The sequence below is a fragment of the Paenibacillus sp. 01L418 genome, assembly GCF_056400045.1.
In genome coordinates this window covers 1-26,089 of the sequence record NZ_JBFTSN010000059.1, presented here as the reverse complement: position 1 = coordinate 26,089, position 26,089 = coordinate 1, and the positions used below count along the sequence as shown (strand labels likewise).

Genomic DNA, 26,089 nt, shown 5'->3' with positions numbered 1-26,089 from the left:
CACGAATGGGCATTGGATCGAAATGGTACCGCAAATCATTATTGACGATTACAGGCATTCCTCTGGTAGAAAGGCTTTCAACTACGTATGGAAAAAAACTCGCGAGCCGATTTATTGCGGGGGAGACGCTTGAAGAGGCTTTGCTTGAGCTCGAAAAGCTAGGCAAGCTAGGCATTATGGCAACGCTTGACCATCTTGGCGAAGGTATACAGGACTTAAGCGAGGCATCAGCATACAGAGATCAATATTTGAAGCTAATCGAAGGCATAGCTGATCGAAAAGCTAATTCTCATGTATCGCTGAAGCCTACTCAAATGGGTCTCGCTCTTGACCAAGCGGCTTGTTACGCCAATATTCGAGACGTAGTCAAGCATGCAAGGCGCCATCGAAACTTCGTTCGAATTGACATGGAGAATACGCCTTACACGCAAGCTACAATCGATATCGTTAAAAGGCTCCACAAAGAAGGCTTAACCAATGTCGGCACCGTGCTGCAGGCTTACCTATTCCGAACGGAGCAGGATGTTAACGATATGCTTCAAGCACGCATAAGCTTGCGACTCGTTAAAGGCGCCTACAAAKAATCGAGTGAGGTCGCCTATCAAGATAAAAACGAGGTCATCGACAATTTCAAAAGCATGGCCAAGGCTCATTTGGACAAAGGCATCTATACTGCCATTGCCTCACATGATGATGCTATTATTAGCTGGGTAAAAGCTTATGCGCGCACGAACCGTATTGCCAAAAGCGCCTTCGAGTTCCAAATGCTCTACGGCCTCCGAATGAATGAACAGGCGAAGCTCGCAAAGGAAGGCTACCGCATCCGCTGTTACGTCCCTTACGGCGCCATGTGGTACCCCTACTTCACCCGCCGACTTGCCGAGAAACCTGCAAACCTTATGCTCGTTCTTAAAAACATGTCCGGTCTAAAGAAGGCATCCCCTAAGTAAACACAGTCGAGCAGGATAGCTTTACCTGCTCGACTGTTTTTTTCTATCGATCTTCGTACCAATACCCTTTGACCCCCTTCTCTAGGCGAAGCAGAGCTTCCAAATAATAATAATCGCCCMAAATCATAAAATCGTCCGGAGACGATCCGCCTCGAACATGGTAAGAGCCTCTTTTGATCAGGCCTTCCACATTCGGCTCATTGATGGTCGAATAATTGAGTACAAGCGACTCCATCACAAGCCGTATTCTGCGTTCGAAATACGCGCGCTCCGGGTCACTCTCATCCATCAAATCGAGCAGCTCCAACAAACCGGCGCAAAAGATGGCAGAAGCCGAGCTGTCACGAGGCGTTCCAGACTCGATAGGCGCATTAAAGTCCCAATAAGCCACTTCATCCTCTGGCAGATGGCTCAAGAAAAACCGCGCCAGCCTTTTTGACGTCTCTAGGTAAAGCCGATCCTCCGTATACCGGTACGACAGCGCGAATCCATATACACCCCATGCTTGTCCCCGTGTCCACGTCGACCCGTTTGTGTAGCCTTGAGCTGTATCGCCGCCGATCGGTTCGCCATTTTTTTGATCAAAATGAAAGGTATGATAGGACGAGTCATCCCCGCGGACCAGATAACGTCGGCTCTTGTCAGCATGGAGGACCGCAGCCTGACGGTACCGTTCATCGCCTGTCTGCTCGAAGGCCCAGTAAAGCAAAGGCAAATTCATCATGCAGTCGATAATAATGCGGCCGCCGTTTACAGAGTCGCCAGCAGGTCCCCACGCTTGAAAATATTGACCCAGCTCGCGCCACCTTGCCATTAGTTTGTCGGCGGCCCTTAAAGCAAGCTGCCTCGCAGCTTCATCCTTTTCTATGATCCACTGTGCTTTAGCCGACAGCGAGTACAAAAATCCGATATCATGATGATCCAGCACCCGGTCCGCTTCATAGCGCTCCCGGAAGCTTTCAACGGTTCGGGCTGCCGCTTGCCGAAATGCGTCATCGCCGCTGTACTCGTAACAAAGCCATAACATGCCGGACCAAAAGCCGTCGGTCCAATCCTCATTGGCGTTCAACTCATACGAGCGGCCACCGTCCGTGCTGACATGTGGAAATTGATCGCCAAATTTGCCGATATTCCGCCTCGTCTTCTGTAAAGCGTCCTCAATAGCTGTTTGCCATACGCTCATCGGATTCATCCTCCCCATATTCCGGCATCATTCAAAAATAAAAGACGGCTCTCAGCCTCACCGCTCTAGAGCTTCTCTTCCGTCCCTACTCTGCCTATACTGTCCCGGCGTTATGCCTTCGTACTTTTTAAACACCCTTAGCAAAGATTGGCTGCTTGCAAAGCCGCATTGCTCGGCAATATCTTGAATGGCGTGGTTGGTCTCAGCAAGCAGCGATTTCACCTTGTCAACACGCCGCTTATTAACAAAATCAACGAGATTCTCTCCGGTTTGCTCTTTGAAAAATCGAGATAAGTAAGTCGGATTAATATCGAAAGCAAGCGAAATGCTCGTCAGGCTAATATTCATATCATTCAAGTTATGAAGGACATGCTCGACAACTTGGCTCTTCAAATCGGTATTATGGCTTTTCTTCTTTTGCTGCAAATAATCACAGGCTTTCTTTAGGAAGTCCAAAATTTCTTCTTCCATCTCTGCGAAGGTTTCGCATTCTGTAATCTGCTTAATTAAATCCGTTTTCTCCACCATAATTTCTTTCGTGCTAAGTTGAAGCTGCTCTACCGCTTTCAGCATCGTGCCGACGAGTTCGAACATCAGCAATTTTCCCATTTGAATGGACAGCGTTCCCTCGGAAAAATTCGTAATGAGGATACGCTGCAGGACAGCTGCCGCCTCATCGTAATTGCCTGCCGCCATCAAGTTAATTAATTGACGYTCGGTATCGAGCGGATAATACAAATCATTTTTGGGACGCTTAATCGATTCATAGGAAATGATTTGGTTGGAGCCAAGAACAAGCTTATATTCCAGAGACTCGACCGCTTCCTCGTAACATTTTGGGAGCGTCGACCAAAACGTATGGATATCACTGACACCCACGGAAAAACGAACGAAAAATTTATCTTGAATAAAACGTTTAGCGTCATTTGCCACTTTGAGCAGCTCTTTCTTTGCTTCCTTCTCTTTCCCTAGGACGTTTACAACGCAAGCAATCATGCCGTCAACTTCCGTGAAATAAGTGCGATGGCCTGCGGATAACAGCTCCTCAAAAATGTTCGTAACGATCAGGTAAACGAATTGAAGCTTCCTCTCCGCATCCATTTCTTGATTCGCCTGAAACAGCCGTTCATAGTCTTCGATCTGCAGCAGCAAGACGGCAAACCGGTCTGTCTCGAACCGAAAATCAAACGATTCAATGGCTTGCGGCAGTGCGGAGCTCATATCCACACGGCCTTTCAGCAGACGGGCCAAAAATTGGTTGCGCAGCACTTGATGCTGCTCGAGCAGCTTTCTACTTGCTTCATCTTGGATGGCTGCGCTGTCGGTCATAAACGATTGCAGAACCGCAAATTCGTTCGGCATATTCATCATGTTTGTTTTGACCTTTGTTGAAACAAAATTCATCATATTTTGAATAGGGGCATAATTTCTTCGCGTAAGCCAAAAGGCGCTAAGTCCGCCCAGTCCGATGCAAAGCAGCATCGCAATATAAATCAAATTTTTCAGCAGCTTCACTTTAGCGGAATACACTTGCTCCGGCAAAACCGAAATATAGGTCCAATTCGTCGTATCCGACTTCACATAAGATATGGCCGCATCGTTGCCGTCCACTAATTCCGTAAGAAAACCGCGTTGATTGCTCATTTTCGGTATCGGCAGCTCAGCCAGTCCAGTCTGAGGGCCAGTAATCATGATGGGATGGCCCTCGCGATCGAGGATATAAACCGAACCCTCGGTTGCTAGACCGACTTTCGAAATCGCTTGCTTGAGCCGATCCTGATTGAGCAGCACAACAAGAGTCGCAGGGGCAGCTTTAATCTCTTGAATTGGCAAGGATTGCACGTAAACGAGCGAGTTTTCCGTTTGTTTGGCGCCTTCATTTAATGTAACGAAAAGACCAGCATGGCTCGCCCGGAGCCACTCTGTCCATTCCGCAAAGCTTTTTCCCGATGCCTTATGGAGCACGGAATACAAATCGTCTGCCGGCATAAACGTCGTTGTCGTTATCCCATATTCTTTGTTCTTGAGATAGATATAGGCATCGGTTATATTGCCGTTGGCAATCGTATAAGACTGAAGGCTCGAGATCATTTCCATCGTGCCGAACCTGGCTTCCGCCGTATCCAACGTTTCACGGTTTAAATACGTCATGACTTTCGGGTCAAACGATAATTGCGTGCCTAACCTTCGAATGTCAGTGATCTGATTGTCCACTAATTGCCGAACCTGATCGAGGAGCGTGTCGTTAGCTCTGCGCACTTCCTTGACCAGCATTTCTTGTGATTGCAGTAGGACGATTAAGGTAATAAGGATTGGAATAAATAAGACAAATAAATACGAGTACAGCCAAAACTTATAAACCTTGCGTTTCATATGAGCATCCACCGCCAGAGAATTATACTCCGAGTATATACCAACTACTCTTTTACCGCACCGATCATAACGCCCTTCGCGAAAAACTTTTGCAGAAACGGATATACAAGCAATATTGGAAGCGTCGCAACCATAATCGTGGCATATTTGATGCTTTCCCTGATTCCTTCTTGATCCGCCATCGCGTCTCCCAGCTGCATGGAGCTCGTATCGTTAATGACCAATATTTCTCGTAAAATGATCTGCAGCGGAAATAATTCACGGTCACGGATAAACAACATCGCATTGAACCAAGAATTCCAGTGGGCAACGCCGTAGTAAAGAATCATAACCGCGATAATCGGCATGGAAAGCGGGACGACGATTTTGAATAAAATGCCGAACTCCCCGGAGCCATCTATTTTGGCAGATTCGATCAAGCTCTCGGGAATCGCCTCGAAGGAGGTGCGCATGATGATCAGATTCCATGTGCTGATTGCGACCGGCACGATTAATGCCAGCAAGCTGTTGCCCATATGCAGCCAATTGTTGATCAATAAATAAGTAGGAATCAGTCCGCCGCTAAAATACATTGTAAAAATGATAGCGATCATAATCGGTTTGCGCAGCATGAACTTACGGGACAAGCCGTAGGCGCCAAGCGCCGTGAAAAACAAGTTAAACAGCGTTCCAGAGAAGAGGATCAGGAGCGTATTCCGGTATCCGCTGAATATATTAGGATTGTCGAGCACGCGGGAGTAAGCCTCCCAGCTAAATCCAAGCGGACCTAGGAGCATGCCTTGATGTGCAATCAATCGATTAGAGTCGCTTAAGGAAGCCATTACGACATGATAAAAAGGATAAATGGTGACGACGATAAGCAAAAGCATGAGAATGGCGTTCAATATATCAAATGTGCGGTCTGTCATCGTATTATTTTTCAAGTTCCCATTCCCCCTTACCATAATCGGTTCCCGGATACCCGGCGGGAAAACCAGTTGGCGCTGATGAGCAAAACAAAGTTGATGCCAGCTTGAAACAAGCCGACGGCAGAAGTAAAGCTGTAATCCTGGCCTTCCGCAAGCCCTTTCCTGTACACAAAGGAAGAGATAATATCCGCAGTCTCATAGGTATTCGGATTGTAGAGCAATATAATCTTCTCAAATCCGATATCCATAAGCCCCCCGATTCGAAGAATGAGCAGAATCATAATGATTGGAATCAATCCCGGAAGCGTAATGCTCCACATTTGCCTAAACCTCCCGGCACCATCGACTCTGGCCGCTTCGTAGAGCTCGGGATTAATGCCGCTGAGCGCCGCCAAGAAGATGATGGACGACCAGCCAAGCTCCTGCCATATGCTGGAGAATACATAAATGAACCGAAAGTTAGCGGCATCGCCAAGCAAAGTAGTGCGTTCGCCCCCGAAAAATTCGATCATCGTACTGATAATCCCATCACGGTTCGTAAAATCGAGAATGAGTCCGCAAATGACAATGAGCGATACAAAGTGAGGCAGATAGACGACCGTTTGAACGACGTTTTTGAACAGCTTCAAACGGATTTCATTGAGCAAAATAGCAAGAATAATCGGCGCTGGAAAACCAAACAAGAGCTGATAGAAGCTTAGCAGCAGCGTATTGCGCAGCACCCGCCAAAAGTAGATGCTGTCAAAAAAGTCCTTGAAATTGTCAAGGCCAACCCATGGGCTTCCCCATACACCCTTGGCAATACTGAAATCCTTAAAGGCAATAATCGAACCGTACATCGGAAGATATTTAAAAATAAAATAATACAAAACAACTGGCAGCACCATAAAATAGATGGCTTTATTTCTCACAAGATCGTTAGCTAGTTTTCTCATCATCGCAGGTGCACTCTCTTTCCACCGAAATTGATTTTTAAAGGAAGGGGAGTGTGTTCCCCCCTTCCTTCAATCGGTTTAACGTTTGTTGAAACGGTCGAAAGCGGCTTGCTGAATTTCTATCGCGCGCTCGATTCCCATTTTCTTAAACTGCTCGATCGCTTTATCGAAGCTGTCCAAACTAGAGGTGCCCATAATCAGTTTCGTGACAATCTCTGAACGATACGTATCCACATCCGTCATAATTTTGCTGAATTCGCTTGCTTCCTCCGGCGTTAAAGAAACGGGAGGAATGAGAACGGAGGCAGAGTTTTTCGCGAATTTGGCATACGCTTTTACTGCTTCCTTCTGGGCGTCGAGCGAATAGTATTGGTCATTATAACGGTCATCGTCCGGACCCGGGAACGGATAGTTCGCAATGAAGTTTTTCGCCATCGCTTGGCCGATCGGCAGTCCGTCCGGATTTTTCATGATCAAATCCGTAAATTTAGGCTGACCATCCACCAGAGTATACGTTGTGCCGTCAATACCGAAGTTTTTCAGCATAGCGCCTTCTTCGCTGAACAAATAATCAAGCGCCTTGATCGTAGCTTCCGGATTTTTGTTTGCGCTTGTGATGACAGCTCCCGTATTGCTGTAATCCCAGCCGGTTTCTGTGAATTTAGGCTCGTCTCCTTTATTCATTACCGGATATTGAGCGGCGGAAAGCATCGCCTTCGGATCCGCCTGCTGCAAGGAAGGAAGCCATGCGCCCATGCTGCCGCCAATGTAACCGAAGGTAGCGGCTGCCTTGCCTGAAGTGATCTTCGCTTCCTTCGCTTTGTTGTCGTTGGAAGCATAGTCCGGATCAATCAAACCCTCTTTATACCATTTTTGCATACGCGCCAAGTAGTCTTTAAATGCAGGCTGAAGCGGCCCATACTCAATTTTGTCGCCATTCAGATAAAAATCTTTGCCGATGCCGTATGCCCCGATAAAGTCCATCGAGCTTTTTGATCCTAGAAGCATGTCTTTCTCGGACGTATATGGAATGACACCTTTTTTCTCTTTAATCGTTTTTAGAACAATCTCCCATTCGTCGATCGTTTCGGGCAGCTGCAAGCCCAGCTCATCGAGCCAATCCTTCCGTATCATCTGGCCGGAGAACGTTTTGTATTTGCCGTGATCGCCAACCTTCAGGTTAGGGAATACGTAAATATCGCCGTTATCCGCTTTAATTTGCTTGGCGATAAGCGGATATTCCTCGAGAATTTTTTTCAAATTCGGTGCGTGCTGATCAATAAGATCGTTTAATTTAATAATCGTTCCATCCTGAAACAGCTTGGCTGGACCGCCTTGGAAGTTGGACATGTTCCACACAATCAAATCCGGAAGCACATTGGAAGCTACCATCACGCCGAATTGCTGCTGAGCATCGGCACCCGTGCCCGTCGGATGTTCAAAGTCGAATTTCACATTCGTCTTTTTCTCCCATTCCTTCACCATCGCTACATCGCTTAAGCTTTGAACGACGGCTTGCGCATTAGGGTTTAAAGGATGCCAGAGCTTTAGCTTTACAGGTCCAGCCGATTTATCGCCTTTCCCCGCATTTTCTTTCGCTCCGTTGCCGGATGCCGCGTTGTTAGCGGGTTGTTCTGACTTGCCGCTGGAGCAAGCCGTTGCAATTCCTCCGAACATCAATACGATGGCAAGCAGCAGAGCAATTCTAGTAAAAATACTTCTTTTCATGCGTGACTCCCCTTTACGAATTTATTTATGAGGCGCCTGCCGGTTGCCGGCTCGCCTTAATCCCAATCTAATGGATAATAGCAGCCCCGTACATTTTCAATTGCTATAACGGTATTCATTTTTATACAAACAGCGATTTACGATTCTTTACACGATATCCTTTTTTGTAGAAAACCTTTAAACAATGCTGTTGCGACGCCTTATTTCATGATTTCCGCAAAAAAAAAGATGTCCCGGATTCCTAAGAATATTCGGGACATCTTTGCTTCTTCGGGCTATTGAATTATAAGTGCTTGTATTAACCGATTTCCGGCTGATGCTCCGGCTGATGCAGGGCGACCGTGCCGTCATCAAGACGCAGCCATGATTCCACTTTCCGTTCGTTTTCGGTCAAGCGGATCACGCGGGCACCCCGCGGGAAACCTTCCTTGCCGTAAGTGTTGTATCCTGTTGCTCGTCCGTAATAAAGGCGAATCCCGTAAAGCTCTCCCCAATAGTCGTTCGTGTGGTCATGGCCGCAAAAAGTTGCAATCACGTCTCCCTGTGCCAACATCGCTGAGAAGAAACCTGCTTGCGTCTGCGCGGCGCATACCCCCTCATGTTTATGGCCATAGCACACTTCCCGGTCCCACACTTCTTGGTATTCAGGCAGAGGGATGTGAAAGAATGCGAGTGCCGGCAATGCAGCGCCCTGATGACGAGCTTTCCAAGCCTTGGATTGCTCCATGTACCACTGCACTTGATCATGCTGAATCCAATCGTAGCCGGGTACGCCAGGCAGCTTGGAATAATCGCCAGAATCCAGGCAATAGAGCATAGCAGCCTCTTGATCGTTGTCAGACCCAAGTACAGGCAACGCGTAGTTGCCTGTGCCATGGATATCCCGCGGTCCCGGCTCGGCAAACGTGTGAGCGTGCTTTAGCACCTCGCCCATCAGGTCATCGCGGGTAATATCGTTCTCCGTATCGTGGTTGCCGAATACGATTCCCCACGGAATGCCTCTCTGCTCGGCAGCGGCAACCGCGTCCCGAAACGCTTGAAGCGGATCTTGGCATAAGACTGCCCCGTCTGAACCTCTGCCCGTGAAAATGACATCTCCTGTAAACATAACAAAATCCGGTTGTTCAGCCTCAAGTACAAGCTCCATCGTAGCCTTGGAACGCAAATCTAAGTCCGATCCGTCCTGCCAATGAATATCTGTAAACTGGACAATTGTAAAAGTGCCGTCTTTGCGAAAACGAAGCTTTTTGGCGTTTTCCATCTTCATCCTTACTCCCTCTCCATTAGGTATTCAGGTGCTATTGTTTAATGCCCTGATGACGCAATCATAATAATGCCCATAACTACAGCGATCGAAGCCGTAATTCTGCGAGTCCCTTGCGACTCTTTTAATACAAATAGACCAAGGAGCGTGCCAAACACGATTCCTACCTCGCGCATAGGCGCAACTGTAGAAATATTGGCATTTCTGGCTGCAAACAAAAACAGCAAGTACGAGCCCGGAGACAAGATAGCGCCAATCCAAATAATATTAATATGAGTGCGAATAACATGCTTAAGCCGTTTAGAACGAAGAACAGCAGGTGTCAGTCCGAGTACAAAACCGATATTCGTCACCTCAAGCAGCGCAAGTGGAGAAAGATGCTGTAAATTCACTTTATCGATAAGCGTGTAAGTGGTAATGCATAGCCCAACGCTCATCGCCAGCAGTACAGGCTTATAGAAAGACTGCTGATGCCCTTTGCCCGAAGATCTTCCGATCATGACGATGAACCCGATCAGCATAAAGCTGAGTCCGATCCACCCCCACAAAGGCAATGTCTCTTTTAATAGCAATACGCCGATGGCTGGGATAAGCAAGGTTGGTGTCCCCCGCATGATCGGATACACTTGCGATAAATCTCCAGCATTATAGGTGTAAGCGAGCAACAGCGAATAAACGCTTTGCATAATTAGCGATGCCCCGATTAACAGCCACTGTGTCTGAGATAGTGACGCACTCGAAAGTTCATTAATGAGTGTCGGCAGCAAAACAATAGTTGCAGGCATATAAATCACCCATAAGAACAACGCTTTATCCGTACTTTGCTTTGCTAGCATATTCCACACCGCATGCGCCAAACCGGAACACAAGACAAGAATAAGAGAAATAACAATCAATTATGAAACACCTCCATCGATCCTCATTTAGATTCAACTATCAGTTCCACATATTCCAACACAATATCACACAAACACACACATTTACAATATCTTAATATTTACTTTTCATTAGAAAGCAAAAAAAGACCCTTGGTATATAACCAAGAGTCTTTAGGACAGTCAAAGTCCCCTTTATTATTCATCTCTACTCATAAACAATCTCAATGCCGCTCCGTTTATATTTATCGACTAGATCAAGGCTGATCTTCGAATCTGTAACGAAACGTTCTACATCCGCGCAACCGCACACCTTGAGCAGGGAGACTTGATCAAATTTGCTGCTGTCTGCAAGCGCGATCGTGCTTTTTGCGTTTGCTTGCATAATCTTCTTCACCTGTACTTCACCAATCGCGTTGTCGGTAATGCCTTCGTCCAATGTAACTCCGCTCATGCTCATAAAAAACAAGTCTGCATGAAAGCGGGAAGCGAATTCTTCAGCCAAGTCTCCGATAATGCTCTGTTCTGCTTGACGGATAATGCCTCCGATCATGATCAGCGTAAAACCGGGGACATCGATTAATTCATTTACAATTGGCAAGGAATTCGTAATAATCGTCAATCGCTCGAACTTTGTCTTGAGCATCTTCGCAATCTGAGTATTGGTTGTGCTTACATCAAGTGCGATGGACATTCCTTCCGTTACATATCGAATGGCGAGCTGCGACAATTCCGTCTTCTCCGTCAAGTAAATCGATTCACGAATCGGCAGCGGGATTTCCCGGCTGTAATCCGGCTCTTTTAAAATCGCACCGCCATGAACCCTCTGCAATAAGCCTAGGTTCTCCAAATGCTCTAGATCGCGCCTTATCGTTTCAAAAGAAACGCCAAACGATTCCATAAGCTCCGACGCTCGAATCGATTTGTCGCTATTTATTTTTTGGATAATTAATTGATGCCGCTGCTGTGCGAACAATTGCTATCACTCCTCTATGCCGTGCCTTCCAGTAATTCCTGCTTCTTGATTAGTAGTCTACCATAAATCAAGGAAAGAGGCTCAGCCGCTAAGAGCAGTGTTCATCTTGTATCCCTTTCATTCGCAGCATTAAATTTTAATGCAATAGCGGCTTTCAGCATTCTCATGTCACGCTCGCTGTCCAAATAAAGCTGTTCCGCTTCTTGCTGCGTGATCCTCTCGAACCGAAAACGGTCGCCGGGCTTTAGCTGTGCAAAAACAGGAATATCGACCGTTGCGACTTGCGCAATACGTAGATAACCGCCCGTTGTCTGTCTGTCCGCCAGCAGCACGATCGGCTCTCCGCCAGCCGGCACTTGGACCGTTCCGTTTGCGACAGCCTCCGAAAGCAGCTCAAGCGGCTTCGCGAGCGTCAGCTTCTCTGTTCCTTCGAGCCGATATCCCATTCGATCGGACTGTGCGGAAATCTGGAAGCTCTGGTTAAATAAGCTCGCTCGGCTTGTCTCTGTAAACAGCTCGTAATGCGTGCCCGTCATCGCGCGAATGATCGGGTCTTCTAAATTGTCCGCTATCGCAAAATGACTCGCATGCCAATGAGGCACAACGAAGCTGCCATTCCATCCCCGGCGCAAAGCATGCTCCATTCGCTCTGACAGCAAGCTCGGCGCCTTAGCTGCCAGTACATCTCCTGACTTTAATGCCCTTCCGAAATAACCTCCGATTGCGCCGCGCAGATACGTACTTTTGCTTCCCATGACCTCCGGCACATCAAATCCGCCCGCAACGGCGAGATAGGAGCGGCAGCCCGATTGGCAAGCTCCGAATTTCACGCTCATTCCCGCGCGAACGAGTACTGGTCTCCATAAGGGCAGCGTCTCACCTCCAGCGGTAACAGACATACGCGCGCCGCAAATAGCGAGCAGCGTATCCTTCTCCATAAAGAGCTCCGTTCCGGTAAGCGTAATTTCCAGCACTGCCTCACTATCCTCGTTGCCGACTAACAGATTAGCCGCACGCGAAGCTCCCGTATCCATAGCCCCGCCGGCGACTACGCCGTATTTTTGATACCCATGCCTTCCGAGATCTTGTACAGTAACGAGCAAGCCGGGACGAACAACTTTTATAGTCATAATTCACCTTCTAAATAAAGCTTGTACTGCCGCTCCGTTATCGGCTTAAACCTAATCAAGTCCCCCGGTCTAAGCAAGCTTGGAATTTCGTCCTGAGGACGAAATAGAGCAAGCGGCGTTCTGCCGATCAGCTGCCAGCCGCCCGGCGTTGCAACCGAATATATGCCCGTTTGCATGCCAGCTATGCCGACGCTGCCCTGAGGAATGATCGTCCGAGGCGTCTGATGTCTTGGTGCGGCAATCCGCTCAGACATTCCTCCCAAATAAGGAAAGCCTGGCGCAAAGCCGAGCATATGGACCAAGTAGCTGCCACCAGCATGTATAGCGATCACTTCCTCCTCCGGAAGTCCGTTAAGCTCAGCAACTAGGCTAAGGTCAGGACCGTACTCTCCGCCATAGCAAACCGGAATTTCAATCGTTCTATCCGCCTGATCGGAAGAGTGCAGCTGCTCTAGAGATAGGTACGTCTGCACTCTAGCGCATACCGTTTCAAAGATTGTAGCATGCTGAAGCTCGGCTGCAGTGCGGCTTCTCTTCACCAGCAGCGGGTCATAGTGGATCGCCACCGAGACAAAGGATGGGACGCATTCAATGAACCCAGCAAATGGTTTCCACTCCAAATGGCGGCTTAAATTCATGACCGTTCGGTTCGTTTCTTCGTCAATGGAGCTGCCTAAACGAATAATAACGGCAGAGTCACCAAGCGGCAGCATTTCAATAGGAGCCTGAGGTTCCGTTGCAGCCTTCTCCATGCTCATACACCCGCCTTCTGAACAGATATGCTCGCTGCCTCTAATGCCGCCCGCAGTCTTATGACATGCTCTACTGCGCCTGGCGTATCCCCATGCACGCATACCGTATCCGCCTTCAAAATAAAGCTATGATGCTGCCTTGTATTAACCTCGCCATCTCTGATCATCCTTATCGCTTGCTCTGCAGCGCGAACAGGATCAACAATAACAGCACCTTCCGTCCCTCGCGGCGTTAGTAAGCCGTCCGACTCGTACGTTCGGTCTGCGAATACTTCATGGATTGTACGCAAGCCTATATCCTCGCCTGCGTGAATAAGCTCACTGCCCGCTAATCCGAACAGCATCAGACTCGGATTAACCTTATATATTGCCTCTGCTATCGCGTCAGCTAACGGTCTGCTCTTCGCAGCCATATTATACAAAGCGCCATGCGGTTTCACATGTGCGACGCTTCCACCTTCTGATTTAGCAAAAGCATACACCGCACCCAGCTGATATACCGTCAGCTCATATGCCTCCTCCGGCGTTATGGCCATCATCCTTCGACCGAAGCCTGCCAAATCCGGAAGCCCTGGATGCGCTCCAATGGCTACATCATTCTCTAGCGCCAGCTTAACCGTGCGCCGTATTGTCGCTGCATCCCCAGCGTGAAAACCGCAAGCGATATTCGCCGAAGTAATATATTTCATCAGCTCGTTATCGAGGCCAGCTGTGTAAACCCCAAAACCTTCACCCATATCGCAGTTTAAATCCACGCGAAACATATGCTCTCCCCCGTCTGCTCGCCTGCCAAAGCCAGCTCTATTTCCAAAATTATATCAAATTTCAGCTCGAAAATAAGCAGCCCTATCCTCTGCGTCTCTCCACCATAAGGCTAAACTACAAAAAAAAGAAGCAGCGCCGGTCCAGCGCTGCTTCTTCCATAATATTTGTTTATTCCCCGCCCATAAATACGTAACGGCCAATGATAAGCACCGCTAGAATCCACATGAGCCAGTGAACCTTGTATTTGCCTTTGCCTGTTACATTAGCAACCGTTGCAAGCAATACGTACGATACGATACCGAACGAAATACCGTTTGCAATGTTGTAAGTAAGCGGCATAAGTGCAAGTGTCAAGAAGGATGGAATCGCATAAACCATATCTGAAAAATCGATATCTTTTACGGATTGCATCATCAGCACGCCTACGATAATTAGTGCAGCAGCTGTAGCTGCGCCTGGAACAAGCGCAACGATTGGAGACAAGAAGATAGCAAGCAGGAAGCAAACGCCTGTCGTTACTGCCGTTAGGCCCGTACGTCCGCCTTGCGCAATACCTGCAGAGCTTTCTACGAATGCGGTAACTGTACTTGTACCAAGCACCGCGCCGCCGCTGACGCCGATCGCATCAACGAACATCGCTTTACCTACACGTTTTTTGCCCTTTTCAGCGTCCTTCATGTAGCCCGCACGGTTTGCTGTACCAACAAGCGTACCGAACGTATCGAACATTTCGACGAAGGTAAATGTCAGGATAACCGTTACCAGTCCGACTTCAAATACGCCTGCAAAGTCAAAATGCCAGAAGTTCATTTTGGAGAAATCAGGCACCCATGTTTGACCAGTGAATGCTGCTTTCACATCAACATGACCCATTAGAATAGCAATAACAGTCGTACCAAGAATACCGAACAAAAGCGCTCCCGGTACACGCAGTACCATCAGCACGCCAATAAGAAGCAATGCAATCACGGTAAGTACAACCGTTTCATTATGGAAGCTTCCCAGTTGAATAACGGTTTCGGAGCCGCCCACTGGTGTGAATTTACCTGCTTCAATGTCTGTGAAGCTTGATACTGCGATTGTCATAATACCGCTGTTTTTCAAGCCGATAATGGTGATGAACAAGCCGATACCGACTGTAATCGCATGCTTCAAGCTGTCTGGAACAGCTGTGATAAGCATTTGGCGAATTTGGGTAAGCGTCAATATGATAAAGATAATACCTGAAATAAATACCGCGGTTAGTCCCATTGCTGGTGAGATCGGTGCGTCCGTTGACGCCGATGCGATAACGACCGATGCAAAATACGCATTAAGACCCATACCTGGTGCTAGCGCAACTGGGAAGTTAACGAACAAGCCCATCGCGATAGTGAAGATACCTGCTGCTAGTGCCGTTGCAAGAAACACGGCTGTCCAATCCAAGCCAGCTGGCGTTAGTATGATTGGATTGACGGCTAATATGTAAGCCATCGTCATGAAAGTCGTCAGCCCCGCCATAATCTCTGTTCTGACATTTGTTCCGTGTTCCTTTAAGCGAAAGAAACGTTCCATTTTGATTACAAACCTCCCAAAAATGTGGTGGAACAAACAAAGAAGCCTAGTAAAAATGCAATAGATCGCATTTCTCCCAGGCTCTGCAAAAAGGGGAAAAAGATACCCGCTGGACCGCTGCGAGCTTTTTCCGCCAATTTCGTAGCCTGATCATTTACGGTGACCGAGTAGAGACTCTCAAGCCGATTCTTGAGATTATACGAAAAGATATGCTGTTGTTGTTTTCCGTTTTCAATTTTAAAGAGAAATTGCCCATTTTGTCAACAACTTTTACGAACGTTATTGGCAATACATACGTACAACATTCGTTTTTAGCAAACATTTCTAACATTCTACCTTTTTTTGACGAGTGAACGGTACATAAGAAACAGGAAGTATGGAGCTCCAATCAGCATAATGATGAGCCCGGAAGGAATCTCCTTCGGAGCCATTACCGTTCTTCCGATCGTATCCGCAATTACGAGCAGCAAGGCGCCAAGCAGACCTGACAGGATGATCGAGCGCCTTGTGTGATGTCCGACCATCATCCTTACCGCATGCGGCGCCATCAATCCAAGGAAACCAATCGTTCCTACACTCGCCACCGCTCCCGCAGCAAGCAGCACACCAATGATCATAGCCCAAAGCCGTGTGCCTTTTACCGGTAAGCCGAGACCTGTCGAGCTTTCATCTCCGAAGGCAAGTAGATCAAATTTCCTGCTCAAATAATAGGCCGCCGGTACAAGAATAAGCAGAAAAATAAAAATACTGTTAAAATGGCTCCAGCTTCGGCCATACGTCGTTCCCGTTAGCCAAACAAATGCCGTGCTGCTCCATAGGCTTGCCTTCACGATCATCGCCTGAATGCCTGCAGCTCCGATGGCAGACACCGCTATGCCAAGCAGGATCAGAACGGATGGGTTAAGCGATTTGCGCCAAGCTAAGAAAAATACAACCGCGGCAGCTATAGCCCCGCCAGTAATAGCGGCAATCGGCAGCGCGAAGATCGGCAGCGTTGGCCATGCAACGAGCACGACCAAGGCCCCAAAACCCGCACCCGAGGTGACGCCGATAATAGAAGCATCTGCGAGCGGATTGCGAACAGCGCTTTGAATGAGTACGCCGCTGATTGCGAGCGCAATGCCTCCCCCTGCTGCAACGAGGGTGCGCGGAAGCCTTAGATTCAGCAGCACAGAATAGGAATCGTCTCCTGCTCCGAATAGGCTTCTAAGCAATTCCATGATCGGAATTTTTGTACCGCCGAGCGACAAGCTAACGAGAATGACCGCAGCCAGCAATACGGTCATGGCTAAGGCAGTCGGTGCAAAACGCAAGCGGAATGGAGCTCCTCCAATGCTCATCGACGACTGTCCTGAGCCCGAACCGGAAATATTTCTCATCTTGGTAAGCACCAGCCAAATGAGCCAAGGCGCCCCGATAATCGCCATGACGGCGCCTACCGGCATTTCGCCGAGACTGCTTCGTACCATGCGAGCAAGCACATCCGCTGCCGTTATGAGCAGCGCTCCCCAAAGCGCGCTCGCAGGAATGAGCAAACGATGATTTCGAATGCCGGAGAGCCTAACCAAATGCGGAGCTACAAGACCAACGAAACCAATCGGCCCTACGACGCTGACCACGATGGCTGCCATAAGCACAGAGAGCGCCAGCCCTCCCGCCCGGGTTAAGCCTACGCGCTGCCCTAATGAACGAGCAGTCGATTCGTCCAGCTCGAGCGCATCGAACTTGCGTCCGGCAAGTATTGCAATGACGAGCAATGCCGCCACAAGCGGCCAAGCATACTTCACGCCGCTCCAATCAAGCTGAATTAACGTGCCTCCACCCCAAAGAAACAACGATTGCGTTTCCGTCGCTTTAAAAATATGAATGGCCGACGTAAACGCACCGAGCACCATCGAGACAATCATCCCCGATAGCGCTAGCCGAACCGGCGTTGCCGCCCGCCCGCCGCCAAGAAAATAAGCAGCCAATGCTGCAAGGAACCCTCCCACTGCCGCCAGCAGAAAAGGTGCCTCATGCTGCAGTGCAGGAAAAGCGACCATGCCGAGCACAACCATAAAATAGGCTCCAGCATTAATGCCCAGTGTATCGGAGGCCGCAAGCGGGTTTTTCGTTATCGTTTGCAATAACGCTCCTGCCGCCGCTAACGCAGCTCCCGCTATAATGCCGATAACGGTCCGCGGCATCCTAATATCCCAAAGCAAATTATGCTCCATCACATCCTGCCGATGAAGCAAGCCGTCAAATACGACTGCCGCTGGAATTTTGGCTTCCCCGAAGCAAAGACTCAGTATGAACAGAAAGAAAAGGGCGGCAAGGCCGCCCCCAAATATACCAATCATTCGCCAAATCATACCCAATGAGGCTTCTTTATTTTGCTTCTTCATGAGCTCGCTCATTTCGTTAATGTATTTACGACTTGGTCTACGATGACTTTGGAGGAGATCGGACCACCGAATACCCATGTCGTGCTGTCGAGAGCAAACGTACGTTTTTCTTTCACGAAATTAAGACCGTTCCATACCGAATTGTCTGTCAATGTGCCTGAAAAAATGTCGTCATCCTTTTGAACGATATAGATCAGGTTCGTATCTTGAATAGCCGGCAGTGCTTCTACCGTCGAAGTAGTAAAGCCATACATTTCGAACTGCTCCGGTTTCCAATCGTTTTTGAGGCCAATACGATCCAGCGTTTGAACCGCTAGCGAATTATCCATGAATAGACGCATCGTTGCAGCATTCTGATAGCTGAATGCTTGCGTCAGCACATAGTTCAAGCCTTCTTTGCCTGCTGCAGCAAGCTTCGTTTTTGCATCCGCATAATGCTGATCCAGATCGGCAAGTACTTTGTCGCCTTCTGGTGTTTTGCCGACTGCCGCCGCAATAGATTTGAATATATCGATCATTTGCGTGTATTGGTCGCCTTTGCCTTCAGCCGGATAAAGGCTGAATAGCAGCGTTGGCGCAATGCCCTTCAGCTGATCGTAGATCGCTTCGTGGCTGTCCGTAATGCCAATAATGAGGTCAGGCTTCAAGGCTGCGATCGTCTCAAGGTTTGGCTCGTGGCGGAAACCAACGTCCGTCACGCTTGCGTCAAGCGGCGCCTCTCCTGTTACCCATTGCTTATAACCCTCGTTGTCCGCGCTGCCTACTGGCTGCATTCCAAGGGCGATCATGTCCTCAGTAAACGTCCACTCCAGCACAACAACCTTTTGAGCAGGCTTCTCAAGGGTAACCTCACCTTTCGCATCCTTCACGACAATCGGACCATCCGCTTTCGCGCCAGCGTCGTTCGTAGCAGGAGCGTTAGTGCTTGCCTTGTTGTTCGACGCATTATTCGCACCGCAGCCTGCTGCCACCACCATTACGACGATGACCATAATCAAACTCATTAATCGTTTGTTCATTTTTTTCTTACCCCCTATTTGTTTAAACCCTGCTTCATTCTCTGGGTTGATAACTAATCCCAATTTAGTGATAATGATTATCATGTTCAAATACTTTTGTTATCATATAATCGATAGCACTAGATGTCAATGTAAATATTTTGTATTTACAGCTAATTCCCGATGCAAAGTCTATAGTTAAAAGCAAGCCAAAAAAGGGCGGGAGCTATGCTCCTGCCCTTCCTGCCAACTGCTTTGCAGCCTAGTTTATTCTTTGAAAAAATTCGGCAAATACTTTTTGTTCGCCTCAAGCATTTCTTCAAGCAACGCCTTAGCCACCGCTACGCTTGGAACAAGCGGGTGATGAACGAGCGCTTGCAGCGCGATCCCTTTATCTCCGCTGATTGCAGCTTCAATAGTTAGCGATTCATATGTTTTTACAGCATGCATTAGACCTTTAATTTGCTCTGGAACACGCTGCAAAGGCAGTGGAATCGGGCCTTGAGCCGTAACGACACAGTTAACCTCGATGCTTGCATCTTCAGGCAGAAAATCAATAATGTTGCCGTTTCTAACGTTCAACGTCTGAATATCACGTTTGTCGGTATATAGAGCATGCATCAAGTTAACAGCTGCCTCAGAATAATAAGCACCGCCGCGCTGCTCAAGCTGCTTTGGCTTCTCCGTCAAATTAACATCCTTGTACAGCTCAAACAATTCCGTTTCGACCCGGCTTACAACTTCTGCGCGCGTGCCGTTTTTCTCTAGCGAGTCTTTCATATCCGCGAGCATCGAATCCGTCATATAGAAATAACGGAGGTAATACGTTGGTATCGCGCCTAATGAGCGAAGGAAATCTGCATCCCAGTCAAACGCGGTTACGTTTGTAGCTGAATAGTCGCGACCGGCTCCGATCATTTCGTCCAATTTGTCCTCACCGTTTACATAAGCGGCTGTAACCCAGTGCAGATGATTGATCCCTACGAATTCAGGCAATACTTCACTCTCGCTAACGCCATACTCTTTAGCCAGAAACTTTTGAAAGTTAATTGGTGAATTGCATAGACCCACTGTTTTTACTTTGCTGTATTTTTGAACCGCTTCGGTTACAATACCCGCTGGATTCGTGAAATTAAGCATCCAAGCATTCGGCGCAAGCTCTTCAATATCCTTACAAATATCCAGAATGACAGGTACAGTACGAAGCGCTTTAAACATTCCGCCTGGTCCAGTCGTCTCTTGTCCAATTACACCATGTGAAATAGGAATATGCTCATCACGGCGTCTTGCTTCCAGCAAACCTACCCGCATTTGTGTCGTAACGAAATCTGCACCAGCGATCGCTTCACGACGGTCAAGTGTTAGTTTCACTTCGATTGGCAGGCCAGCTTTCTCTACCATCCGCTTCGCAAGCTCGCCAACGATTGCCAGCTTATGACGACCTTCTTCGATATCAACAAGCCAAAGCTCACGAATCGGCATTTCATCATATTTTTTAATAAAGCCTTCTACGATTTCTGGCGTATACGAGGAACCGCCGCCAATGACGGCGACCTTTAGTGGTTTTTTGGACATGTGAATGAGCCTCCCTTAAATGTTTAAACTATTTTTAAAATGTAATTTTTCTAAGTGCTGCATCTACCGCTTCATCAATCACAATGCCGCTGCTATCCATCGCACTCATTACTGCTCCAATAACCGGATCGACCGTCAATCTGACTGTCTGCGCTTGCGGCGAAACCGCTACAACAGCTTCACTGATTGCATCGACCATATGTGTAGAGCCGCCTCGCGACATTACGCTGCCAGCAAGGACAACATCGAATTTTTCTTTTTCCATGCCTAGCCGCTTAATCAACGCATTTACAGAGTTTGCATGCTCACGTCCAGCTTCCTCCAAAAGACGGATGGCTACAGCATCCCCGAGAGCAGCGGCCTCAAACATCACTTTAGCAAGCTCATGTGACGGACGTTTGCCGTTGTCCAGCGCATCATCGTACATCTCTTGAATCGTATGATAGCCAAGCCGCTGGGGAACCATTTCACTAAGAAGTGTCGCTTGCTCTCTGCCTTCCCAAGCACGAATCGCACTGCGAAAAGCGTGAATGGCCAGATCCGTGCCCGAACCATGTCCGTCCCCGAATAAATAACCAAAGCCGCCATACTGCAGTTCTTCCCCTTGAGGGTTGCGAGCAGCAGCGTTAAGGCCAGTTCCGCTAAGAATGACCGCTCCGTAAGATCGGTTCGTCCCCGCACGCATACCAATCATGGTGTCGCATGCAATCGCATGATTTTTATAGTCAAGTGAAGCAATCATCGGTCTTAAAATTGCATAGTCAGGCTCACGATCTGCTCCTGCAAGTCCGAAGTAGGCAAATGTCACCTGATCCTTCGTCACGCCAGCATCCTGAAGCGCTTGCTGACAAGCATGATCTATGCTGTTTTTTGCTGCTTCAAAAGCGGTTTGATGATTTCCATTTCCGCCAAGGCCTCTGCCAAGTACACGTCCTGTCTCATCTACGAGCAGAGCATGTGTCTTGCTGCCTCCTGCATCTATACCAAGGMAAATAATATCGCTCACACTCCTTATTTGTACTTTCTTCTATTTTAAAATAAAAAACATCGTTCTTCTAATGAAAAAGAACGATGTTATAATACTATCTTACTGTCTTTTAGGATCGCAGCTCGGATGGGAGCTTCCCTACGTGCTGCTTGAACAGCCGATTGAAATTAGATAAATTGCGAAATCCGCATTCAGCTGCCACTTCAATAATCTTTTTGTCTGTGGATTCAAGAAGATAAGCCGCCTGTGACAGCCGCATCTGTATCAAATAATCCATGGGCGAGGTCCCAACAACCTGCACAAACAACGTGCTGAACCGAGAGGGACTTAAGTGCGCGGCCTCTGCGAGCTCGCCAAGCGTCCATGGGTATGATATATCAGCCTCGATGTCATTCAGCACGCCTCGAATCGTTTCCATACCACGCACATGCTGCGCTCCCGTTTCATTATTTTTTGCAAAATAGCGATTGACGAATGCAAGCAATTGAATAAGCTTCGCCCGCACCACCACTTCAAAATGCGGCTCCTTCAGCTCAAACTCAGCAGACATGTCTTTAATAATGCCGCCAAGCTCTCCCAGCTTCGGATGCTCTCGATCAAGCACATTATCAAATCTTAACCCAATATCCCGAAATGGAATAAGCAGCTCCGCATCGTAGCGCTGCTMTAAAGCAAGGTAAGACGAATCAAACATAATAATGCTCATGACCAGCTCCTCTGACTCAAACGCACGGTGCAAATCATTGGAATGAATAAGTACGATGTCTCCTTGCTGGAAGTCATAACGGCTCCCGTTGATCAGATAGTAGCCGCTCCCCTTCTGTATGTAGTTAATTTCGAGCGCTTTATGCCAATGCAGTCTTTGAAAGGTCGGGGAAACCCCTACAGATTGCGAAATCGTAATGGGAAAAGCCAGCGGCAGCTCAATCCGATCTTCGCTGATTGAAGGATATAGGTTCATTTGATTTATTCTCCTTAAAGGTTTTCGTAGAAAACCTACTTCGTAAGCATGGGCTTAGGTTTTCGTAGAAAACCTACTTCGTAAGCATGGGCTTAGGTTCGCGAATGCAAATCTACTCCGTAAAACGAGGTTGGATTTACTATTGTTCTCATCAAAGATTATAGCAGAAATCAGCGTCTTGACGACATCTGTAAGCATTTGGTATTATATAACCATTGGTTAGTAACCAGTGGTTACTATCATAAAGAGGAGTGAATGATCATCGCTACTAAAAAAGAATTCCGCGCAGAGGAAACAAAATGCGCCATCATCGCCACAGCTGAGAAGCTGTTCGGAGAACGCGGATACGATTCCGTTTCAATAAGAGAAATTGCAAAGGAAGCCGGCTGCTCTCATACTACGATCTATATTTATTTTCAAGATAAAGAAGCATTGCTTCATGCCTTATCTATGCAGCCCTTACAGCTGTTGAAGGGTGAATTGGACACACTTGCAAAAGACGCCTTCCTATCCGCTGACGAGAAGCTTAAGCGAATGAATGATTTGTTTATTCGGTTCTGCTTAAACAATAGAAGCATGTACGCTATATTTTTTGAGGTTAAGTCCTCCCGTGTCGATGAACTGGAGCCTGAGCTAGAAATCAATCGTGTTCGCAATCAAATGTTCAACGTTATCGTCCAGCTTTTGAAAACAAATCTTAATTTGCCTGAAGGCGAGCAGCTCCTAAGCTGTTCACGCATTTATTTCTATATGCTGCGCGGGATAGTTGGCACCTATACGCATTCGGAAGAGAGTGTGGACGCCATTTTCAGCCGACTCTCCACTACCTTTGATCATGCCTTTGAAGCACTCCTTATTGGATTCGACAAGCAGATAAACGAAAGAAGGACTGATACATGACTTTTTTAATGTTTCTCTTTCTATTTATCGTCGTATGCGGCTGGCTTGATGCACGAATTGAACGAAAGGTGGCGAAGTAAATGCTGGCTGGACATTTTGGACTTGCGGCCATTGTAAAAGCGATGGAGCCCAAGGTACCCTTGTGGGTTTTGATGGCAAGCACGCAGCTTCTCGATATCGCGTTTATCCCGCTGCTGCTCACAGGGGCAGAATCTATTGATAAAATAGGCGACGGAGGTTATGGTGAAGCTGTTATCCATGCTGACTATACGCATTCTCTGGCTGGAGCTTTGCTAATAGCGATTGTTGCTGCTTTAATTTCATGGCGGATATGGAATAAGCGAAGTGCAGCCATCATTGGCTCACTGGTCTTCAGCCATTGGTTGATTGACCTGCTCGTACATCGCAGCGACATGCCGCTCTTGCCCGGAAATTTCGGCGATTTCCCTCTACTCGGCTTCGGACTGTGGAAACTGCCGGCAATTAGCGCCTTATTAGAGCTGTCCCTAGTTCTAGCGGGTGCCTGTTTGTATTTTTGGTCTATTAAGAAAAAAACGGCAAAACAAAACCATGCTGACTCCTCTGCCCCTGTACCATCGAAACGAACCTATGGTGCAGGCTGGATCATGGCGGTACTCCTAATCCTGACGTTTGCAGCCGATTATTTTTCACTCTAAGACACAGCTCATACAAAGCCCAAAACCTTCGCGAATCAGCCAGCAGGCTGATACGAGAGTTTTGGGCTTTTTTCGTTATTTAAAATAGCGTTCATTTACACGATTATTTTTCTTGACAAAGTATTCCATTCGAGATACATTACATATATCAAATAGATATATCAACTTGATACATTAAGGAGAACGACGATGATTGAGCTAGTTACTTTAGGAATGCTGATGCAAGGGAAAATGAGCGGATATGATATTAAAAAAATAACAGAGCAATCAATCGGGATCTTTTACAAAATGAGCTATGGAAGCCTATACCCCGGACTTAAGCGTCTAGTGGAAAGTGCATACGTGATGGAAGAAGAAACGAATGACAGCAAAAACAAAAAGATGTACAGCATCACAAGCGAAGGGCAGAAGCATTTTATGCAGTGGCTAAGAGAACCCCTTCAATCGAACAAACGCGAGTATCTCATTAAAATCTTCTTTTACGATTACCTTGATGAGCCTACGAAAAAACAAAACTTAATGGCGTATCAACAAAACATCGCGCGCAACATTGCTCAAATGGAGGCCGTTCAGTCCATCGTGTCCAAGGAGCTGGAGCAGCTCGAAGATAAAAACGATTATTATTACCGCGTATCTGTCATGCATTACGGCTTGCATTTTTTTAAGATGGAAAATGAATTTTTAAAAAAAATAATCGAAAAAGAGGAATTCTAAATGATTACAACGGACAGCTTTACAGTAAAAAGGCCTATTGTTGCGCTTATTCTAATCGAGCTTATGCTGATGATTTTTGTAGCCGGCGGCAGCGCCTATGTATCGATTGCTGAACTTACGCATCCACTCGCTCCATTTCTAGGCTTTATTCCGATAGCATTATTTCTAGTGATCTATATGACGGTAAAAAAACGGTGGAGCACCTTTTATTTCAGCGGTGTTTCCAAGCTTACAAAGCAGCAATGGCTTGAATATCTTCCTCTGCTGCTCGTCTTAATCGTCTTATTGATCGCCAACAAAGGCTTTCAACCCGCTTCCTTCTCGTTTTTCGCTTATATGCTGCTGTCGCAGCTGTTCTTAGTAGGATTTGTAGAGGAAACATTGTTCCGGGGAATGATGCTGCGGATTCTAATGCCAAAAGGAAAAATGACAGCTGTCATCGTCTCCAGCTCGTTGTTTGGTGTCACACACGCTTTGCAGGCGCTTGGCGGCCAATCGATAGAGGATACTCTTTTGCAAATTGGATATGCGTTTATAGTGGGCTTTGTATTGGCGATGCTGGTCGTTCGAAACCGCGCCATTCTGCTCACAATCCTCTTCCACGGCTTGCACAACTTTCTAAACTTCACAGGCAATGATCCAGGCACACATCTATACGACTATCTCGTCATCGCTATTCTTGCTGTTCAATTAATTTGGCTGCTTTCTTCCTCCAAAAAAAATTCGATTAACACAAACACCATTTACACCTAATATGAAGCTCTACGTGAAGAAGAAAAGCACCAACCAACCGAATGATGGTGCTTGAACTTCATTTTATTGAATTAGCAATGTCCACTAAAACATCAGCTGTTACCTTATCCTCTACACGCTTATCAATCGACAATATATATTGCCATCCATTTTTTTCAAAACGCAATACATCAAACGCAGGAGGTCTATCACCTAATGTTGGGGTCGTACCGTAAACAGCTTTCTCTCCATTCTCTAACTCATATATGCGGATAACATTGCTTTTGCGTGGAAATCCATTTCGGTGTCCCGAAGGATTCACCCATACCATGTAATGATTATTTGAACCTTGAAGCTCATTAAGGTACTCGATTTCAAAATAGTCGTTTACACCACCAAGTTGATTACATCTTGCCAAATGGTGAGTAAACGAAATCGGCGGCAGCTTAAAAGGCAATTTAATCTTTTTTCTGAAGTGAAGATTACATTCACTTAATGCATCTTCAACTGTTTTATAGCCACCATATTCAATATACATCTTTTCAAAAGGCACACGCTCGTCACTTGATGGCTTTTCGTTATAGGCATATGTAGTTGAGCCAGTCATGAAAGTGAAAACAAATATAAGCAAGCTAATCCTCTTTATCATCGTATACCACCTTGTAATCTTTTTATCATGTAGCCTTCCCCAAGATCACAATGTCTAACTACTCGTTTCTACAACAACATCTATGCGTGGGCTTCCTAGACGCACTCATTAGCAT

General features: G+C 47.1%; 23 protein-coding genes and 1 riboswitch. Of the genes, 5 read left to right on the top strand and 18 right to left on the bottom strand.

The genetic code is table 11. From position 1 onward, the window contains the following. The first annotated feature begins 5 nt into the window (after window positions 1-5). Window positions 6-950: a proline dehydrogenase family protein gene (locus tag AC1DSE_RS10840; protein ID WP_477527676.1), complete on the top strand. Its 945-nt coding sequence runs from the start codon at window positions 6-8 to the stop codon at window positions 948-950. A gap of 43 nt (window positions 951-993) precedes the next feature. Here AC1DSE_RS10840 and AC1DSE_RS10835 read toward each other — a convergent pair whose 3' ends face one another. From AC1DSE_RS10835 to AC1DSE_RS10755, 17 genes are all read right to left on the bottom strand, one after another. Beyond that, on the bottom strand, window positions 994-2,133 hold the full coding sequence (locus tag AC1DSE_RS10835) for a glycoside hydrolase family 88 protein (protein WP_477527675.1): 1,140 nt from the start codon (window positions 2,131-2,133) through the stop codon (window positions 994-996). Between the two features lie 57 nt (window positions 2,134-2,190). Then, window positions 2,191-4,506: a helix-turn-helix domain-containing protein gene (locus AC1DSE_RS10830; RefSeq protein WP_477527674.1), complete on the bottom strand. Its 2,316-nt coding sequence runs from the start codon at window positions 4,504-4,506 to the stop codon at window positions 2,191-2,193. 44 nt (window positions 4,507-4,550) lie between these two features. Further along, window positions 4,551-5,450: a carbohydrate ABC transporter permease gene (locus tag AC1DSE_RS10825; RefSeq protein ID WP_076271112.1), complete on the bottom strand. Its 900-nt coding sequence runs from the start codon at window positions 5,448-5,450 to the stop codon at window positions 4,551-4,553. After that, on the bottom strand, window positions 5,444-6,349 hold the full coding sequence (locus AC1DSE_RS10820; protein ID WP_054027178.1) for an ABC transporter permease: 906 nt from the start codon (window positions 6,347-6,349) through the stop codon (window positions 5,444-5,446). The genes AC1DSE_RS10825 and AC1DSE_RS10820 overlap by 7 nt, the downstream gene beginning before the upstream one ends. Before the next feature lie 78 nt (window positions 6,350-6,427). Continuing rightward, window positions 6,428-8,077: a type 2 periplasmic-binding domain-containing protein gene (locus AC1DSE_RS10815; RefSeq protein ID WP_477510449.1), complete on the bottom strand. Its 1,650-nt coding sequence runs from the start codon at window positions 8,075-8,077 to the stop codon at window positions 6,428-6,430. A 298-nt stretch (window positions 8,078-8,375) separates the two neighbouring features. Beyond that, on the bottom strand, window positions 8,376-9,344 hold the full coding sequence (locus AC1DSE_RS10810; RefSeq protein ID WP_477510448.1) for a metallophosphoesterase family protein: 969 nt from the start codon (window positions 9,342-9,344) through the stop codon (window positions 8,376-8,378). A 38-nt stretch (window positions 9,345-9,382) separates the two neighbouring features. Further along, window positions 9,383-10,237, bottom strand: a complete 855-nt coding sequence (locus AC1DSE_RS10805) for a DMT family transporter (protein ID WP_076271114.1) — start codon at window positions 10,235-10,237, stop codon at window positions 9,383-9,385. A gap of 187 nt (window positions 10,238-10,424) precedes the next feature. Then, the gene (locus AC1DSE_RS10800; RefSeq protein ID WP_076271115.1) at window positions 10,425-11,192 is read right to left on the bottom strand and encodes a DeoR/GlpR family DNA-binding transcription regulator; all 768 of its coding nucleotides are present in this window, start codon (window positions 11,190-11,192) and stop codon (window positions 10,425-10,427) included. 101 nt (window positions 11,193-11,293) lie between these two features. Then, window positions 11,294-12,322, bottom strand: a complete 1,029-nt coding sequence (locus tag AC1DSE_RS10795; protein WP_477510447.1) for a 5-oxoprolinase subunit C family protein — start codon at window positions 12,320-12,322, stop codon at window positions 11,294-11,296. Continuing rightward, window positions 12,319-13,074, bottom strand: a complete 756-nt coding sequence (gene pxpB, locus AC1DSE_RS10790; RefSeq protein WP_477510498.1) for a 5-oxoprolinase subunit PxpB — start codon at window positions 13,072-13,074, stop codon at window positions 12,319-12,321. Before pxpB ends, AC1DSE_RS10795 begins: the two co-directional genes overlap by 4 nt. Before the next feature lie 2 nt (window positions 13,075-13,076). Further along, window positions 13,077-13,838 (bottom strand): 5-oxoprolinase subunit PxpA, encoded by a 762-nt coding sequence (locus AC1DSE_RS10785; RefSeq protein WP_477510446.1) that lies wholly within the window; start codon window positions 13,836-13,838, stop codon window positions 13,077-13,079. 169 nt (window positions 13,839-14,007) lie between these two features. Further along, window positions 14,008-15,393: an NCS2 family permease gene (locus AC1DSE_RS10780; RefSeq protein ID WP_477510445.1), complete on the bottom strand. Its 1,386-nt coding sequence runs from the start codon at window positions 15,391-15,393 to the stop codon at window positions 14,008-14,010. Between the two features lie 122 nt (window positions 15,394-15,515). Beyond that, a riboswitch (purine riboswitch) is annotated at window positions 15,516-15,616 on the bottom strand. A gap of 109 nt (window positions 15,617-15,725) precedes the next feature. Next, window positions 15,726-17,780: an iron ABC transporter permease gene (locus tag AC1DSE_RS10775; protein ID WP_477510444.1), complete on the bottom strand. Its 2,055-nt coding sequence runs from the start codon at window positions 17,778-17,780 to the stop codon at window positions 15,726-15,728. An 8-nt stretch (window positions 17,781-17,788) separates the two neighbouring features. Continuing rightward, window positions 17,789-18,799 (bottom strand): ABC transporter substrate-binding protein, encoded by a 1,011-nt coding sequence (locus AC1DSE_RS10770; protein WP_477510443.1) that lies wholly within the window; start codon window positions 18,797-18,799, stop codon window positions 17,789-17,791. 246 nt (window positions 18,800-19,045) lie between these two features. Further along, on the bottom strand, window positions 19,046-20,353 hold the full coding sequence (locus AC1DSE_RS10765; RefSeq protein ID WP_441885178.1) for a 6-phospho-beta-glucosidase: 1,308 nt from the start codon (window positions 20,351-20,353) through the stop codon (window positions 19,046-19,048). A gap of 34 nt (window positions 20,354-20,387) precedes the next feature. Next, a complete protein-coding gene (locus AC1DSE_RS10760; RefSeq protein WP_477527673.1) occupies window positions 20,388-21,359 on the bottom strand; it encodes an N-acetylglucosamine kinase in 972 nt (323 codons plus the stop codon). Between the two features lie 91 nt (window positions 21,360-21,450). Beyond that, on the bottom strand, window positions 21,451-22,302 hold the full coding sequence (locus tag AC1DSE_RS10755; RefSeq protein WP_477527672.1) for an AraC family transcriptional regulator: 852 nt from the start codon (window positions 22,300-22,302) through the stop codon (window positions 21,451-21,453). A 255-nt stretch (window positions 22,303-22,557) separates the two neighbouring features. On the opposite strand from AC1DSE_RS10755, the gene AC1DSE_RS10750 reads away from it, so the two are divergent. The 4 genes from AC1DSE_RS10750 to AC1DSE_RS10735 all read left to right on the top strand — a co-directional run bounded on the left by AC1DSE_RS10750 (window position 22,558) and on the right by AC1DSE_RS10735 (window position 25,346). Further along, window positions 22,558-23,202 (top strand): TetR/AcrR family transcriptional regulator, encoded by a 645-nt coding sequence (locus AC1DSE_RS10750; RefSeq protein ID WP_477510441.1) that lies wholly within the window; start codon window positions 22,558-22,560, stop codon window positions 23,200-23,202. An 80-nt stretch (window positions 23,203-23,282) separates the two neighbouring features. Further along, window positions 23,283-23,879: a permease gene (locus AC1DSE_RS10745; RefSeq protein ID WP_477510440.1), complete on the top strand. Its 597-nt coding sequence runs from the start codon at window positions 23,283-23,285 to the stop codon at window positions 23,877-23,879. 189 nt (window positions 23,880-24,068) lie between these two features. Further along, window positions 24,069-24,593 carry a PadR family transcriptional regulator gene (locus AC1DSE_RS10740; RefSeq protein ID WP_477510439.1) on the top strand — a complete coding sequence of 175 codons (525 nt, stop codon included), beginning with the start codon at window positions 24,069-24,071 and terminating at the stop codon, window positions 24,591-24,593. After that, entirely contained in the window at window positions 24,594-25,346 is a 753-nt protein-coding gene (locus AC1DSE_RS10735; RefSeq protein ID WP_477510438.1) for a lysostaphin resistance A-like protein, read from the top strand. Between the two features lie 58 nt (window positions 25,347-25,404). Here AC1DSE_RS10735 and AC1DSE_RS10730 read toward each other — a convergent pair whose 3' ends face one another. Next, a complete protein-coding gene (locus tag AC1DSE_RS10730; protein ID WP_477510437.1) occupies window positions 25,405-25,974 on the bottom strand; it encodes a hypothetical protein in 570 nt (189 codons plus the stop codon). Between the last annotated feature and the right edge of the window lie 115 nt (window positions 25,975-26,089).